This is a genomic window from Streptomyces sp. NPDC006925, assembly GCF_042869575.1.
Taxonomy (GTDB): Bacteria; Actinomycetota; Actinomycetes; order Streptomycetales; family Streptomycetaceae; genus Streptomyces.
Genome location: NZ_JBIAGB010000008.1, coordinates 205,845 through 219,420 on the forward strand (window position 1 = coordinate 205,845; position 13,576 = coordinate 219,420).

11 protein-coding genes and 1 pseudogene are annotated in these 13,576 nt (G+C 72.5%); 5 read left to right on the forward strand and 7 right to left on the reverse strand.

The window, feature by feature from the left end; genetic code table 11:
- Positions 1 to 78 precede the first annotated feature (78 nt).
- A pseudogene (locus ACFYNS_RS14205) lies at positions 79 to 237 on the reverse strand (helix-turn-helix domain-containing protein); the annotation flags it as partial.
- Between ACFYNS_RS14205 and ACFYNS_RS14210 the strand changes: the two are divergent.
- Positions 161 to 322: a hypothetical protein gene (locus tag ACFYNS_RS14210; protein ID WP_360295537.1), complete on the forward strand. Its 162-nt coding sequence runs from the start codon at positions 161 to 163 to the stop codon at positions 320 to 322. The pseudogene ACFYNS_RS14205 and the gene ACFYNS_RS14210 overlap by 77 nt on opposite strands.
- An 83-nt stretch (positions 323 to 405) precedes the next feature.
- Here ACFYNS_RS14210 and ACFYNS_RS14215 read toward each other — a convergent pair whose 3' ends face one another.
- The 4 genes from ACFYNS_RS14215 to ACFYNS_RS14230 are packed head-to-tail and all read right to left on the reverse strand — an operon-like array spanning position 406 to position 5,323.
- Positions 406 to 1,272: an LLM class flavin-dependent oxidoreductase gene (locus ACFYNS_RS14215; protein ID WP_360295477.1), complete on the reverse strand. Its 867-nt coding sequence runs from the start codon at positions 1,270 to 1,272 to the stop codon at positions 406 to 408.
- Between the two features lie 39 nt (positions 1,273 to 1,311).
- Complete coding sequence (locus ACFYNS_RS14220; protein ID WP_388602865.1) at positions 1,312 to 2,358, reverse strand: methyltransferase; 1,047 nt, start codon at positions 2,356 to 2,358, stop codon at positions 1,312 to 1,314.
- Entirely contained in the window at positions 2,355 to 3,902 is a 1,548-nt protein-coding gene (locus tag ACFYNS_RS14225) for a peptide MFS transporter (protein ID WP_360295483.1), read from the reverse strand. The genes ACFYNS_RS14220 and ACFYNS_RS14225 overlap by 4 nt, the downstream gene beginning before the upstream one ends.
- Positions 3,899 to 5,323, reverse strand: coding sequence for an NAD(P)/FAD-dependent oxidoreductase (locus tag ACFYNS_RS14230; protein ID WP_360295486.1), 1,425 nt, complete (start codon positions 5,321 to 5,323; stop codon positions 3,899 to 3,901). The genes ACFYNS_RS14225 and ACFYNS_RS14230 overlap by 4 nt, the downstream gene beginning before the upstream one ends.
- Positions 5,324 to 5,691: 368 nt before the next feature.
- Here ACFYNS_RS14230 and ACFYNS_RS14235 point away from each other — a divergent pair, with 368 nt between their 5' ends.
- Positions 5,692 to 6,222 (forward strand): VOC family protein, encoded by a 531-nt coding sequence (locus ACFYNS_RS14235; RefSeq protein WP_388544899.1) that lies wholly within the window; start codon positions 5,692 to 5,694, stop codon positions 6,220 to 6,222.
- An 81-nt stretch (positions 6,223 to 6,303) separates the two neighbouring features.
- On the opposite strand, the gene ACFYNS_RS14240 is transcribed toward ACFYNS_RS14235, so the two are convergent.
- Both ACFYNS_RS14240 and ACFYNS_RS14245 read right to left on the reverse strand, forming a co-directional pair.
- Positions 6,304 to 7,515 (reverse strand): FAD-dependent oxidoreductase, encoded by a 1,212-nt coding sequence (locus ACFYNS_RS14240; protein ID WP_388602868.1) that lies wholly within the window; start codon positions 7,513 to 7,515, stop codon positions 6,304 to 6,306.
- An 88-nt stretch (positions 7,516 to 7,603) separates the two neighbouring features.
- Complete coding sequence (locus tag ACFYNS_RS14245) at positions 7,604 to 9,796, reverse strand: MMPL family transporter (RefSeq protein ID WP_360295493.1); 2,193 nt, start codon at positions 9,794 to 9,796, stop codon at positions 7,604 to 7,606.
- Positions 9,797 to 9,996: 200 nt separating this feature from the next.
- On the opposite strand from ACFYNS_RS14245, the gene ACFYNS_RS14250 reads away from it, so the two are divergent.
- From ACFYNS_RS14250 to ACFYNS_RS14260, 3 genes are all read left to right on the forward strand, one after another.
- Positions 9,997 to 11,631 (forward strand): multicopper oxidase family protein, encoded by a 1,635-nt coding sequence (locus tag ACFYNS_RS14250; protein ID WP_388602870.1) that lies wholly within the window; start codon positions 9,997 to 9,999, stop codon positions 11,629 to 11,631.
- Between the two features lie 66 nt (positions 11,632 to 11,697).
- Positions 11,698 to 12,402, forward strand: coding sequence for an SDR family NAD(P)-dependent oxidoreductase (locus ACFYNS_RS14255; protein ID WP_360295499.1), 705 nt, complete (start codon positions 11,698 to 11,700; stop codon positions 12,400 to 12,402).
- Positions 12,403 to 12,561: 159 nt separating this feature from the next.
- Positions 12,562 to 13,491 carry a hypothetical protein gene (locus tag ACFYNS_RS14260; RefSeq protein WP_388602873.1) on the forward strand — a complete coding sequence of 310 codons (930 nt, stop codon included), beginning with the start codon at positions 12,562 to 12,564 and terminating at the stop codon, positions 13,489 to 13,491.
- Positions 13,492 to 13,576 lie beyond the last annotated feature (85 nt).

The following is a 13,576-nucleotide window of genomic DNA, read 5'->3' on the forward strand; positions in this document are numbered from 1 at the left end:
CGGGCCGGGAGCTCCGGACGGGATGTCGAGGGCGTCAGCGAAGGCTCGGAAGGCATCGACCGTCATCGGGGAGATGCCGCGTTCCAGACGCGAGAGCTGCGCGGCTGAGTACCCGGTCTTCTGGCCCAGTTGCTCCAGCGTGACGCCCTGCTCCCGTCTGATGACGCGAATCAATTGGCCCGAGGCCAAGTGCTCCCTCGATGGGGTGGACCGTAAACAGATGACCGGCGGCGTCACCCTGGCTGGACGCACCCTCCCGGAGCGCAGCACCGTGACCGCGCCGCACACCGCCGAGGCGCACGTGCGTCGGCAGCGGGCGTAGCTCCTGCACCGTCAGGAGTTGCCGACCCACTCCGAGCAGCGCCCGCACCCTGCGGCGGCGGCGCGATTCCTGGGAGCACGGCGTCAGCCAAGGGCGGCCTCCGCCAGGAGGTCGAGCTGGGCCGGTGCGGCGGTGCAGGGGAAGACCAGCAGCTCGTCGCAGCCGGCCGCGGCGTAGGCGGCGGCCGTCTCGCGCAGGGAGTCCGCGTCGGTGATGACGGCCTTGGCGGCCATCTCCGCCTTCGGGCCGATGAACGCGTAGTAGGCGCGCAGATAGCGCTCGGCGGTGGCGCGCGCCTCCGGACCCAGGCAGGCGTAGACGAGCGCGACCAGCCGCGGGCTGTCGCTGCGGCCCTCGGCGCGCCAGGCGGCGCGGGCCTGCTGTGCCAGGTCGGCGTAGGCCGTGGCCGAGCTGCCGCCCGCGATCCAGCCGCCCGCGTGCCGCGCTGCCCGGCGCATGGCGGCCGGGGTGTGCCCGCCAACGATCAGTTCGGGGCCCGGTGCCGCCGGGAAGGGGCCGATGCCCGCGACGCCGGTGTCGGTCTCCTTGCCGTCCCAGACGTTGCGCAGTTCGGTCAGCAGCGCGTCCAGCCGACGCCCCCGGTCGTGGTATGCGGCGCCGGTCGCCTGGAAGTCGTCCTCGCGGCCGCCCGCCGCGGCGCCGACCACCAGCCGGCCGCCGGAGATCTCGTGCAGGGTGGCGAGTTGCTTGGCCAGCAGCGCGGTGCCGGGCCGGTAGGCGGCCAGCAGGACGCTGGTCGTCAGCCGGATCCGCTCGGTGACGGCCGCGGCCGCGGTGAGCGCGGTGAGGGGTTCGTAGCTGTCGTAGACGAGCCGGTCCAGGACGCCCAGCGCCGAGAAGCCGTGCTCCTCGGCGCGGGCCGCCCACCGGACGAGGCGCCGCCCGTCGACGTCGGGCACGGTGGTGGGCAGGCCCACTCCAATCTCCACAGTCGGTCTCCTTGGGTCGTCGGGGCTGGCGGCGTGCCGTCAGGACGTGGCGGCCGCCGGTTTGCGGGCGGCCAGGAGCGTGTTGCCCAGCGGCAGCGGCCGGGAGGTCACCCCGGTGAATCCGGCCTGCTCCATCCACCCGGCGCAGTGGTCGGGGTGGTATCCGGCTCCCGCCGGGGTCATGACCAGCATGTGCAGGCTGGCGATCAGCGAGGCCAGTTCGGGCTTGTCGCCGTTCATCGGGTCGTAGACGAGCAGCGCCCCGCCCTCGTGCACGGCCGCGTACGCCTTCTCGATCAGCGCGCGGCGCTCGTCGCGGGAGAAGTCGGCCAGGACGTGGCCGATGACGACGACGTCGGCGGGCGGCAGCGGGTCGGTGAAGAAGTCGCCGCCGACGAAGCCGGTCCGGTCGGCCACCCCCAGGTCCGCGGTGTGCTCGGCGCAGGGTCCGGCGTTCTGCGGCCGGTCGAAGACGGTGGCCGTCAGCCCGGGGCGCTCGCGTACGATGCGCGCCGCCAGGTTGCCGCGGGCGCCGCCCACGTCGGTGAGGGTGGCGTACCCGGACCAGTCGAGCGCCGCCAGCAGATGCGGGATCAGCGGCTGGCTGAGCGAGTCCTGCATGGCCAGGAACATCCGGCGGGCCTGCGGATCGCTGAGCATGGCCTCGAAGTCGCCCTCGGCCTGGGGTTCCCCGGTGCGCAGCGCCTCGGTGAGCCGGCCCCAGGCCGGGTAGAGGACGAACCCCGCGCCCTCCAGGAAGCCGCCCTGGTAGTCGGGGCCGCGGACCAGGTGCTGCTGGGCGGTGTCGCTGTTGCGGTAGCGGCCGTACTGCCGCTCCAGCAGGCCGACGGCGGTCAGCGCGTCGAAGAAGTCGGAGGCGGCCCGCGGGTGCAGACCCAGCGCGGCGCGCAGCTCCTCGGCCTCCGCGCTGCCGTCGGCGGTCTGCGCGAGGGCGGAGAAGACGCCCAGCTCCAGTGCGCTCAGCAGCAGTTTGGAGGCTGCGAAGCCGAGCCCCAGCCGGGCCAGCTCCGAGGTCTGGGGGGTGTCGAGGGTGGCGGACTCGGGTGCCGGGGGCAGCGAGGTCATGCGCGGTCACCTTCCTTGACGGTCGCGGGCGCGGTGCCCTCGGGTGGTTCGTCCGCGCCCTCGGGGGCCAGCCCGCGGGCCACGGCGTGCCGCCGCAAGGCCAGGGCGCCGCCGACGGACAGCGCCAGCACCGCGAGCAGCAGGTAGTACAGCGCCTCGGGAATCACGTCGATCAGCCGGACGAGGCCGCTGCCCGCGCCGCCGCCGAGCGCCGCGAACAGCCACAGCAGCCCCAGCATGTGCGCGATGAACCGGCGCGGCAGGACGTCGGCCACGGCGGCGATGCCGACGGCGGCGACGATCAGTTCGCCGCAGGCGTGCATCAGATAGACCACCAGCAGCCACAGCGGGGAGACCTTGGTGTCGCCGGAGGCCAGCCCGGCGGCCACCGCCATGATCAGGAAGCTGACGCCGGTCAGCAGCAGGCCGGCGGAGAACTTGGCCGGGACGCCGCCACGTCCGCCGCTGTGCTTGAGCAGCAGCCAGGCGAACACCGGTGCCAGCACCAGGATGAACAGTGGGGTGGCCGACTGCAGCCAGCTGACCGGGACTTCGAATCCGAGCACGTCGCGGTCGGTGGAGTTCTTGGCGAACAGCGTGAGCGAGGAACCGTCCTGGGCGATGAGCGACCAGAACAGCGTGGAGCCGAGGAAGATCCACAGGAAGGCGCGCAGCCTCCTGCGGTCCGGCGGCCCCAGTTCGGGGCTGCGGTAGAGCACGGTGTAGGCGACGACGGGCGCGACGATGGTGACCATGCCGACCAGGGCGATGCCGCTGCCCGCCGTCAGCGCGCCGCCCGCGGCCATCCCGGACAGCAGCAGCACGAGGACGGCCGCGACGGCGCCGGTCCGGCGCTTGACGCGGCGGGCCGATGCCGCGTCCAGCGGTCGGCCGGGCAGCTCGCCCACCCCCTGGAACTGCGGCCGGGCCAGCGCCACCTGGATGGTGCCGATCAGCATCGCGGTGCCCGAGACGGCGAAGCCGAGCCGCCAGTCGACGCGCTCGCCGAGGAACCCCGCGATCAGCGGCGAGGTGAGCGCGCTGACCTGGATGCCGACGTAGATCAGCGAGATGCCCGCCTCGCGGCGGCCGCCGTCCTTGAACATCAGGTTGAGCAGGGCCTGGTGGTTGGGCTTGTACAGGCCCATGCCGACGGCCAGCAGGACGAGCGCGAGCGGCGTCAGCCACAGCAGCGGGGTGGCGAGCGCGAAGTGGCCCGCGGTGGTGACGGCGGCGCCCAGCACCAGGGTGCGCCGCGGGCCGAGCAGCCGGTCGGCGACCCAGCCGCCGGGCAGGCAGAGCATGAACGCCAGCCCGATCCAGGCGCCGAACAGCGCGGCGGCGTCCGCCTTGGCGAGCCCGAGCCCGCCCTCGTCGCGGGGCGCGACGGCGAACAGCACGAGGATCGCCTGCATGCCGAAGAAGCCGAAGCGCTCCCACAGGTCACTCATGAACAGGGTGCGGAACCAGTTGGGCCAGGGCCGCAGCGAGGTGGTGGCGGCCGGTGCGCCGTCCGCCGCGGGGGCCGGTTGCTGAGCCGTCATGCCGCCGGGCCTCCCTGGGGAGCCGCCTCGGCGGCGCCGGAGCGTGCCAGTCGCAGCTGCGGGTGGAAGGCGAGGTAGAGGCCGCCGACGGCGTTCTGCTCGCTCATCGGGGCCTGCTTCTGCTCGTGGACCTTGTTCAGGTTGGCGAGCGGGTTGGGGTCGCCGCTCTCGGCGCCGTTCAGATGGGCGTGCACGCTGGCGTACACGTCCTGTGCGTCCTCCATGTCCGCGATACCGGTGATGATCCGGTCGAAGGCGTCCTGGAGGTTGAGGTTCTCGCGCTGCGCGGAGGTGAGCTTCTGCGCGTTGTAGAAGTGGTGCTCCTTGCCGCGGTAGCTCTCGTAGAAGACCGAGACCAGCACCAGCAGCCGCTCGTAGGCGTGCTGGTAGACGGTGTTGAAGAACTGCCAGGCCTCTTCCTCCTCGACCTCGCCGCGGATGACGCTGCCGAGTGCGGCGCTGGCCAGCATCGCGCTGTAGGTGGCCAGGTGGACTCCGGTGGACAACAGCGGGTCGAGGAAGCACGCGGCGTCGCCGCACATCAGATAGCCCGGGCGGCCGAAGTTCTCCGCGGTGTAGGAGTAGTCCTGCTCGACCTTCATCTCACCGACCTGCTCGGCGCCGCCGAGCAGGTCGGTGACGGCCGGGCACTCGGCCAGCACCTGGTCGTAGACCTCTTGGACGCCGCCGAGGCGGTTGCGCTTCTCGTTGAAGATGTCCCGCCCGGTGACCAGGCCGATGCTGGTGGTGCCGTCGTGCAGCGGGATCACCCAGAACCAGCCGTCGGGTGCCGAGCAGACGGCGATGGCGCCCTCGGGGCCCCGGTCGAGCGGCTTGACGTTCTTCCAGTACGACCAGGCGGCCACGTTGCGGAAGATCTCGTGGTACTGGCGGTTCTTGACGTGCCGCGCCGCCATGACGCCGCCGCGCCCGGAGGCGTCGATGACGTAGTCGAAGGCGATGCGGCCGCTCCGGTCCGGGTCCTTGGTGCCGGCCCAGCGGGCGGCGACCGGCCGCTCCCCGTCGAACTCCAGCTCCTTGACGGTGACGTTCTCCACCACCTCGACGCCCAGGGAGGCGGCGTGCCGCAGCAGCAGCTCGTCGAACTCGGAGCGGACGACCTGCCAGGCGTTGGTGCCGTCGTCGCCCAGGCTGTCGAACTTGACCTCCCACTCCTCCGGGCCCCAGAAGAAGTAGGCACCGCCCTTGGGCTGGAAGCCGTGGGACTGCACCTTGTCCCAGACGCCGAGGAGTTCGAGTATCGGGCGGCACGAGGGGAGGATCGACTCGCCGATGTGGTAGCGGGGGAACTGGTCCCGTTCCAGCAGGGTGACCTCGAAGCCCTGCTTGGCCAGCAGTCCGGCCGCCGTGGACCCGGCAGGCCCGCCCCCGATGACGAGGATCTGGGTGGAACCGCGCATGAACTTCTCCATTCCTCCGGGGCCCAGGACAGATCGGGTGGAAGGCTCGGACCCTCCCGGGCACGGTGCGCCGGGCTGCCGGAGGAGCGGTGGAGACGGCCTCAATGCCCGGCTGCGTCGGCGGCGTTCCCCACGGGACCCCGGCGCCCCCGCGATCCCCGGCGTTCTCCCATCGATCCCCGGCGATACCCCGGCCCCCGCGATCCCCGGCGTTCTCCCGCATCGCGCGCGGGCGCCGGGGGCAGGCACAGCCGGTTCGAGAGCGGGTGGAGTCGGAACGGGGCCGCTCCAGCGGGGCTCGAGCGGGGTGGAGTCTGCTGGGCGGCGCCCGGGAGCGGCCCGGGTCAGTCGAAGCGAAGGAGACCACCATGCGTGCAAGAGCCATCCGCACCCTGGCCGTCAGCACGGCGAGCGCGGCGGTGCTGTCCGTCGGGCTGGTGGCGGGCGCCCCGAGCAGCGGCGCGCAGCCGGCCGCGGCCAAGGCGCCGTCGACGGCCGAGATCGTGCGGTACGGGCAGCCGAGCCTCTACACCCGGAACATCGACAAGATGCTGGACTTCTACCACGAGGCGTTCGGCTTCCAGGTCGACTTCCGCTTCCCGGCAGAGGGGGACGCCGTCTTCGGCACGGTCAGCCTCGGCGACAGCTACTACCTCACGTTCGCCACCTACGACGTGATCAAGCAGTCCACGCCGCTGCGGCACATCGGCCGCTCGCTGCGCAAGCAGTCCGAGATCGTGGTGATCACCAGCGATGTGGACGCGCTGTACGCCAAGGCCCGGCAGGCGGGCGCGCGGGGGCTCATGGCGCCCAAGGACCAGCCCTGGGGCGAGCGGTCGGCCTACGTCGCCGACCCGGAGGGCAACCTGGTGCAGCTCTCCACGCACAACGAGTCCTGAGCCGCGCCGGGCGGTCCGGGACAGCGGCGGAGGGGGTACGCGGACCGGGCGTACCCCCTCCGGCTGTCCGGGCCCGCACGTTCAGGCCGCGCGGCCCGCGGGTGCGGGCTGCACCTCCTCGTCCCAGTCGACGCGGTAGGAGTAGACCGGCTCGGTCGCCTTGACGCCGAGCTTGAGGAAGAACGGCAGCACCAGGTCGCGCAGGGCGCGCTGGAAGCCGTTGGCCGCCGCCTTCTGGTTGCCGGTCCGGCGCCCCTCCTTGATGATCTTCTCGACCCGGTCCTTGCGGATGTCCTGGAACGCCGCGAAGGCCCGCTCCACCTGGGGGATGTCCCGCAGGCACTTGGCCAGCACGATCGCGTCCTCCATCGCCATCGAGGCGCCCTGGCCGACGTGCGGCGAGGTGGCGTGCGCGGCGTCGCCGACCAGGCAGACCCGCCCCTTGTGCCAGGTGGGCAGCGAGGGCATGTCGTAGATGGGGTAGCCGATGATGCCGTCGGCGGTCTCCTCGATCAGCTGCGGCACCGGGTAGTGGTCCTTGCGGTGCCGCTCCAGCAGCCGGCGCTGCCACTCCTGGTGCTCGACGGCCTCGATCTCGCCGCGCGCGGGCTCCCGCTCGTGGTGGTAGTTCTCGAACCAGTAGATCTCCCCGCCGGGGGTGGTCTGGTGGCCGAAGAACCCCTCCAGGCAGAACGACATCCGCATGGTGCCGTCCTCGGGCGCCCCGTGCCGGGAGTGGGTGTACCCGGCGGTGCCGATCACTCCGGTGTAGGCGGGCTTGGGGGCGTTGGGCAGCACGGTGTAGCGGGTCTTGGAGTGGATCCCGTCGCAGCCGACGAGGAAGTCGCCCTCGGCGGTGGTGCCGTCGCGGAAGCGGACCGACACGCCCTCGTCCGTCTCGGTGACGCTCTCGAAGAACTTGCCGAACTCCATCGGCACGCCGCGCTCGACCGCCGCCTCGCGCAGCGCCTGGTTGAGCCGTCCCCGCGTCAGCAGCACGGTCTCGGCCGGATTCTGGCCGAGCTGCCGGCCCTTGTGGTTGAGGAAGGCGGTGTTGCGGGTGAGTGTTCCGCTTCCGGAGACCTCCTCGGCGATGCCCAGGGTCTCCAGGACGGCGATCCCGTTGGGCGCCAGGTTCAGAAAGGCCCCCGCGTCGTCCCTCGGCTTCTCGCTGCCCTCGTAGACGACGGCGTCCACGCCGATGCGCTGGAGGAACATGGCCAGGACGGGCCCGGCGATACCGCAGCCGATCAACAGCGCTCTGCGGGGTCGTACGGACTGGGTGCCGCTCATGGATCAACCTCGTTCTCTGCGGGGTGCGTTGGTGTGCGGGTCGGTGCGGTCGTGCAGGTTTCGAGTGTCGCCGATCGATGCCCGTCCGTCAGTCGATATCCAGACGTGGCAGGATTCGTTCCACCGGACGCGGCAGCCACCAGGCGCGCGGCCCCAGCAGCCGCAGCACGGCGGGGACGAGCAGGCAGCGGATGACGACGGCGTCCATGAAGATCGCGACGGCCAGCCCGAAGCCGAACTGGCGGAGCATCCGGTCGTCGCTGAGGAAGAACGAGCCGAAGACCACGATCATGATGGCTCCGGCTGCGGTGACGACGGCGCCGGTGCGGGCCAGTCCCTCGCGGACGGCCGCGGTGTGGTCGCCGGTGCGCAGCCACTCCTCGCGCATCCGGGAGAGCAGGAAGACCTCGTAGTCCATGGAGAGCCCGAAGACGATCGCGAAGATCATCACGGGCAGGTACGCCTCGATGGGCCCCGCCTGCTCGCCCAGCCAGCCGTTCTGGAACACCAGGGTGATGGCGCCCAGCGCGGCGCCGATGGACAGCAGGTTGAGCAGCGCGGCCTTCAGCGGGATCAGCAGCGAGCGGAAGACGGCGGCCAGCAGCAGCATGGACAGCCCCACGACGATGGCCACGAACAGCGGCATCCGGGAGGCGACCGTGTCGGAGTAGTCGATGACCGAGGCGGTGGCGCCGCCCAGCAGATAGTCGGCGCCGGTGCGCTCCGAGAGGCCGGGCAGCACCTCCTCGCGCAGCTGGTGCACCAGGTCGGTGGTCGCCTCGTCCTGCGGCGCCGTCTTCGGATAGGCCAGCACGGTGGCCGCCTCGCCGTCCCCTGTCGGGATGACCCCGCTGCTGCCCGCGATGCCGGGGGTGTCGCGCAGTGCCGTCGTCAGGGCGCGGGCCGCCTCCCGGACGTCGCCGCCCGAACCGTCGTCCTCCCGCGGCGCGACGGCGATCACCAGCGGGCCGTTGACGCCCGGGCCGAATCCGTCGGCGAGCCGGTCGTAGGCCTCCCGGCTGGTGCTGCCCTGCGCGTCGTTGCCCGCGTCGGCGAAGCCGAGCCGCATACCGAGCATCGGCGCGGCCAGCGCGCCGAGCGCGACCACGGCCAGCACCAGCACGGCGACCGGGCGGCGCTGCACGGCCGCGCCCAGCCGGCGCCAGCCCGCGCCCTCCTCGGACTTGCCCCGCTCGGCGCGTTTGGCGGCGCGGGCCCGGAACTGCCGCTCGAAGCGCTTGCCGAAGACGGCCAGCAGCGCGGGCAGCAGGGTCAGCGAGGCGAGCATCGTGACCAGGATGGTCAGCGCCACCGCCAGCGCGGCCCCGCGCAGCGCGCCCAGGCCCAGCGCGACCAGCCCCAGCAGAGCGATGATCACGGTGCAGCCGGCGACGGCGACGGTCCGCCCGGCGGTCTGCAGGGCCCGCCGCGCCGCCTCGGCGGTCTCGGCGCCGCTGGTGAGTTCGGTGCGGTACCGGGCGAAGACGAGCAGCGCGTAGTCGATGCCGACGCCGAGGCCGACGAGCATCATCACGTACGGCGCCCAGGTGGCGACGGTGAACAGATGGGAGACGAGCACGATGGCGCCGAGGGTGGTGCCCACGGCGAACAGCGCGGTGATGACGGGCAGTCCGGCGGCGACCACGGTGCCGAACATGAAGACGAGGATGACCAGCGCCGCGAGGATGCCGGCTCCCTCCGCCGCGCCGCCGGAGTCGGCCGCGAGTTCGCCGGCCGCCTCGCCGCCGAGCTCGACGCGCACGCCGTCGCCCGCCGCGGTGCGGGCGGTGTCCAGGATGCGCCGGGTGTCGGAGACCTCCATCTCCTCGGCGGGCCGGTCGAGGGTCACGGTGGCGAAGGCCGTGGTGCCGTCCGGGGAGAGCGAGGAGCGGTCGGCGAAGGCGCCGCGCACCTCGTCGACCGCTGGCAGGTCCGCGACCTTCGCCTCCATGGCGCCGACGGCCCGGCGGACCGCCTTCCCGCGCAGGCCGTCCGGGTCGTGCAGCACGATCTCCAGGGAGCCGCCGCCCTGCCCGGAGCCGTGCTCCTCCAGCAGCTCGACGGTGCGCTGGGTCTCGGTCCCGGGGATGGAGTAGTCGTCGCGGTAGCGGTCCCCGGCGCTGGAGGCCGCCGCCCATGTTCCGGCGAGCACCACGGCCCACAGGACCAGCGCGGTCCATCGGTGGCGGTGCGCGAAGACGGCGGATCTGGCGAACAGTCCACCGCCGTCCGGCTGTGCTGCCGGGGCGGTGGAGTGGGTACGGGGTGGCGTGCCGGTCACGGTTCCTCCTCGGGCACGCGGTCGGCTGGTCCGCGGCCGTGCGTACAGCCTGGCCAGAGCCGCTGGAGAACGGCTCGAGCGAGGTTGTAGCCGCTCCGGGACGCGCCGGGCAAGGGGCAGCGGCGCGCGCTCCACCGCCACTCCAGGGACAGTCGAGTCAAGCGCCGGACGCTGGCCGGATGACCGGCCACCATGGTCCGATGACCAGCGAACCGGACAACGAGCAGCGGCCGCGCCGGGCCGGGAAGAAGAAGCGCGACGCCGACGGCCGGCCGCCCTCGCGCGGCCGGCGGATCCGCCGCCGCGCCCTGCTGGCCGCGGGCGGCACGCTGGGCGCGGGAGTGGTGGTGGGCGGTGCCTATGCCGTCAACTTCGCGGTCGTCTACGGCAACCGCAAGCTGACCAACGTCGGCGATCTGACGTTCGAGAACGCGCTGCGCATCCCCCGGCTGCTGGAGGGGCGCAAGAGCGGCGGGGACCGGCTGTTCGAGCTCACCGCGCGGCCGGGCAGGAGCGAGCTGCTGCCCGGCAAGCAGACCCCGACCTGGGGCATCAACGGCGCCTTTCTGGCACCCACGCTGCGGGCCCGGCGCGGGGAGACGGTGCGGGTCGCCTACGACAACCGGCTGCCGGAGGCCACCACACTGCACTGGCACGGCATGCACCTGCCGGCGGTGATGGACGGCGGCCCGCACCAGACGGTGCAGCCGGGCGCCGTCTGGAAGCCGCACTGGAAGATCGAGCAGCCCGCCTCGACGCTCTGGTACCACCCGCACCCGCACGGGGCCACGGCCGAGCACGTGACACGCGGCATCGCGGGCATGTTCCTGGTGGACGACGAGAAGGATGCCGAGGAGCGCACGGGACTGCCGCGCGACTACGGGGTGGACGACATCCCGCTGATCGTGCAGGACCGCAGCTTCGCGGACGACGGCACGATGGAGTTGCGCGGCGCCTCCACCCTGGAGAGTTTCGCCGGGGTGGGCAGCGTGGGGGTGCTGGGCGACACGATCCTGGTCAACGGGGTGCACGATCCGCATCTGAGGGTGAGCACCACGCTGGTGCGGCTGCGGGTGCTGAACGCCTCCAACGCGCGCGTCTACAACTTCGGCTTCACCGACAACCGCGAGTTCCACCTGGTGGCCCAGGAGAACGGGCTGCTGGAGCGGCCGGTGCCGCTGCGGCGGCTGCAGCTCATGGCCGCCGAGCGCGCGGAGATCGTGGTGCGGATGGAGCCGGGCAGGAACGCGCTGCTGCGCAGCTTCCCGCCCGACCTGGGGCTCAGCTTCCCCACCGACCGGATGGACGGCGGCGAGGACACCTTCGACATCCTCCAGCTCCGCCCCGCGCGGAAGCTGACCAGGTCGCAGCCGCTGCCCGAGCGGCTGCGGGACGTGCCGCGCCCGGTCGAGGTGCCGAAGGACGCGACCGTGCGCAGGTTCCGGATGAACGGGACCCAGATCAACGGCAAGGCCATGGAGATGGCGCGGGTGGACGTGATCGCCCCCGCCGAAGCGGTTGAGGTGTGGGAGTTCACCGGCTCGAGCGATGGGATGCACAGCATCCATGTGCACGGCACCGGCTTCAACGTCCTGGAGTACCGGGGGCGGAAACCGCCCGCGCGGCTGCGGGGCCAGAAGGACACCGTCCACGTACCGGCGGGCGGCACGGTGCGGCTCGCGGTTCCGATGCCGCGCTGGGTGGACACCGAGTACCCCTACATGTACCACTGCCACGTCCTCACCCATGAGGACCAGGGCATGATGGGGCAGTTCACGATCGCCCGGCCCGGCTCCGAGTCCCAGGCCCCCCGCTGGATCTCCGACCACCACTGACCACGTGAAGAGCGTCCGCGGCGACCGGCCGCGGCACGCGCATCCGTCGAGATCCCGGAGGCCGAGATGAACAGCAGCAGCACTCCCCCGCCCGGACCGCGCACCGCGCTGGTGACCGGGGCCAACCGCGGACTCGGGCAGGCGGTGGCCGCCGCGCTGCACGAGGCCGGGCATCGGGTGGTGGTCGCCGCCCGGGACGCGGAGGCCGCCGCGAAGGCGGCCGCCGAACTGGGCGAGGGAGCACGGTCCGCGGTGCTGGACGTGACCGAGGCCGGGGCGGCCGAGCGGGCCGCCGCGCAGCTGGGCCCGGTCGACATCCTGGTCAACAACGCGGGCGTGCAGCTGGACTGGGGGGAGCGGCCAACCGCGCTGGACCTGTCGCTGGTCGAGCGCACCTTGGAGGTGAACCTGCTGGGCACCTGGCGGGTCTGCCAGTCCTTCGTCCCCGGCATGGTGGCACGGGGCTGGGGGCGGGTGGTCAACATCTCCAGCGGCACCGGCTCGTTCAGCAACGGGATCGCCGCCATGTGCCCGGCCTACTCGGTCTCCAAGACGTCCCTGAACGCGCTGACCGTGATGCTCGCCGAGGAGACCCGGGACACGGGGGTGCTGGTCAACGCGATCAACCCGGGGCTGGTGCGCACCCGGATGCGGCCGACGGCCGAGCAGAGTCCGCAGGAGGCGGCGCGGGACGTGCTGCGCGCCGCGACACTGCCCGACGACGGGCCCTCGGGGGTGTTCTTCCGCCGGGACGCCGTCATCGGCTGGTAGCGCTGCCCGTTTCCCGCCCGTTTCGGTGCCGGTGTCGCTGCCCGTTCCCGTGCCCGTGCCACCTCTGCCATCACATTTGACACATCCTTGAGCCCGCCGCAGGCGGTCACTTGTTCGCTGGGGACCGGAATTGCCCGTTCGACACGAGGAAGTGTCCGTATGCGCAACTGGAACAGGCGCCGGTTCATCAGCACGGCAGGTGGGGCAGCCGGTGCGGCTCTGCTCGCCGGGGCCGCACCGGCCGCCGCCGCTCCGGCCCAGCAGGCCGACTCGGCCGAACCGCTCCGCATCGTGACCGGCGAGGAGGACTTCATCTGCCCGAGCACGGCTCCCCCGGGGGCGACCGTCTTCCAGGTGACCGCCACCAGCTACCGGACCGGGTTCCTCGGACTGGTCCGGCTGCGCGACGGACACGAGGAGGGCGCCTTCCGCGAACTGCTGTACGCGCTCTTCTCGGCGCGGACCCCGCAGGAGACCATCGAGGCGACCCGCGGCCTCATGGCCACCGCCGAGTTGTACGGCGGGGCCGCCGTCCACCCGGGCGCGGTCTCCTACATCACCCCGGTGCTGGGGCCGGGCAGTTATCTGGTGCTGGAGTACCGGGACTTCCAAGGGCCGCTGGGCCGCGAGCCGGAGCGGGGGCAGGAGCACGTGCGCACGCTGACCGTCACGGAGCCGGTCACCGCCACGGACGCGGCGGCGGCCACCGGGAGCACGGCGACGCTGACCACGCGGGAGACCGCGGAGGGGCCGCGGTTCGAACTGCACGGGCAGCCCAGGGCCGGATCCCCGGTCCGGTGCGTCAACCACGTGACGCAGCCCGACGAGGCGATCATCTATCGCGTCCCGGACGACTCGGTCACCGAGGAGGACGTGCACGCGTTCTTCAATAGTGACATGAGCATGACACCTCCGTTCAGCATCAACGCTCCGCTGGGCACACCGCCGATCTCCCCCGATGGAGACATCTGGGTCACCATGCCGACCCAGCCCGGCCGATATGTGGCCGCCTCCTGGGTCGGCAGCCTGGAGGACGGCCGGCCGATGGCCGCGCACGGCCAGCATCTGATCTTCCACGTCACGACCTGACCCCGTACGCGGAAGGCGGCGGCCGCACCCGGCGGCCGCCGCAACCGGCCACAGGGCGGCACCGCACTCCGCGGCACGGCTCCCG

Coding starts and splice junctions, on each gene's coding strand:
- ACFYNS_RS14210 (WP_360295537.1), top strand. CDS start 161: ATGACGCGAATCAATTGGCCCGAGGCCAAGTGCTCCCTCGATGGGGTG.
- ACFYNS_RS14220 (WP_388602865.1), bottom strand. CDS start 2,358: ATGACCTCGCTGCCCCCGGCACCCGAGTCCGCCACCCTCGACACCCCC.
- ACFYNS_RS14225 (WP_360295483.1), bottom strand. CDS start 3,902: ATGACGGCTCAGCAACCGGCCCCCGCGGCGGACGGCGCACCGGCCGCC.
- ACFYNS_RS14230 (WP_360295486.1), bottom strand. CDS start 5,323: ATGCGCGGTTCCACCCAGATCCTCGTCATCGGGGGCGGGCCTGCCGGG.
- ACFYNS_RS14235 (WP_388544899.1), top strand. CDS start 5,692: ATGCGTGCAAGAGCCATCCGCACCCTGGCCGTCAGCACGGCGAGCGCG.
- ACFYNS_RS14240 (WP_388602868.1), bottom strand. CDS start 7,515: ATGAGCGGCACCCAGTCCGTACGACCCCGCAGAGCGCTGTTGATCGGC.
- ACFYNS_RS14250 (WP_388602870.1), top strand. CDS start 9,997: ATGACCAGCGAACCGGACAACGAGCAGCGGCCGCGCCGGGCCGGGAAG.
- ACFYNS_RS14255 (WP_360295499.1), top strand. CDS start 11,698: ATGAACAGCAGCAGCACTCCCCCGCCCGGACCGCGCACCGCGCTGGTG.
- ACFYNS_RS14260 (WP_388602873.1), top strand. CDS start 12,562: ATGCGCAACTGGAACAGGCGCCGGTTCATCAGCACGGCAGGTGGGGCA.